Genomic DNA, 899 nt, shown 5'->3' on the forward strand with positions numbered 1-899 from the left:
CCAAACGGCTGAAAAAAATCTTTTGAACGGACAAAAAAGACAAAAAAAAAGGTCAACCTATTTCAGTATAATACACAGACATCTATGAGAAAAATAACATTTCTATTATTATTGGTTATTACGTCTTCTTGTAAACATGAGAATGAACCATATTCTATGTATGGATTATTAATTGAGGAATTCGTTCAATCAAGCGAAATGCTAAAAACTCAAATTGCGGAAAATCTAGCAAATGAAAAGTTGAAAAATAATCAATTAGCAAAATCATACGATAGTTTGACAACTGAATACTTAAAGTATTTAGACAAAATCTACTCTGAATTAATTAATAATCCGAAAATAGAACAACCACCGAATTACGATGGCGAATTTTCAAAAAAAGAATATATAAACGAGTTTTTCTTTGATGGAGAAAAATACAATCAAAAAGGAACTGAATTCATTTCTAAACTGGAAAAATATAGAACTGAAATCTTGAAATTGATAACAGACAAAAAATTAGCCGAACGAGTGAATATAATTTTAAACACCGATTATGTTCTAAATCGTGAAGGAAAGAAATTCGACTATTTGAATTATATGTACAAAGATTTACCATTAATAAGTGTTTTAGCCCATATGAAAAACAGAGAAAAGACAATCATAGAATTTGAAAACGACTTCTTAAAAAACAGACTGCTGAATAAATAAAAACTACTGCCAACACCGTGTATAATTAATTGCTTTGGCAAGTGCTTATTTGGAAAATTCCTTCGGAATTTTCTCGCGTTCGTTTTTGTTTACTAAATTAGTTGCTGAAACACGCAACTAACCATACACAACAACGTTACCCTTAATGGCTGACCTGAAAAATTCTGACTAAATTTAATATTCTAAAAAAGATTCGTGTGTCTGAATTT

General features: G+C 29.1%; 1 protein-coding gene. It reads left to right on the forward strand.

Going from position 1 to position 899, the window contains the following annotated elements; all coding sequences use genetic code 11:
* The first annotated feature begins 84 nt into the window (after positions 1-84).
* Entirely contained in the window at positions 85-690 is a 606-nt protein-coding gene (locus tag Q0945_RS15980; RefSeq protein ID WP_299436667.1) for a hypothetical protein, read from the forward strand.
* Positions 691-899 lie beyond the last annotated feature (209 nt).

The sequence above is a fragment of the uncultured Maribacter sp. genome, from assembly GCF_947500405.1.
In the GTDB taxonomy this organism is placed as follows: Bacteria; Bacteroidota; Bacteroidia; order Flavobacteriales; family Flavobacteriaceae; genus Maribacter_B.

What these genes read in the sequence shown, in the direction of transcription:
- Q0945_RS15980 (WP_299436667.1), top strand. Translation starts at nt 85, where the DNA reads ATGAGAAAAATAACATTTCTATTATTATTGGTTATTACGTCTTCTTGT.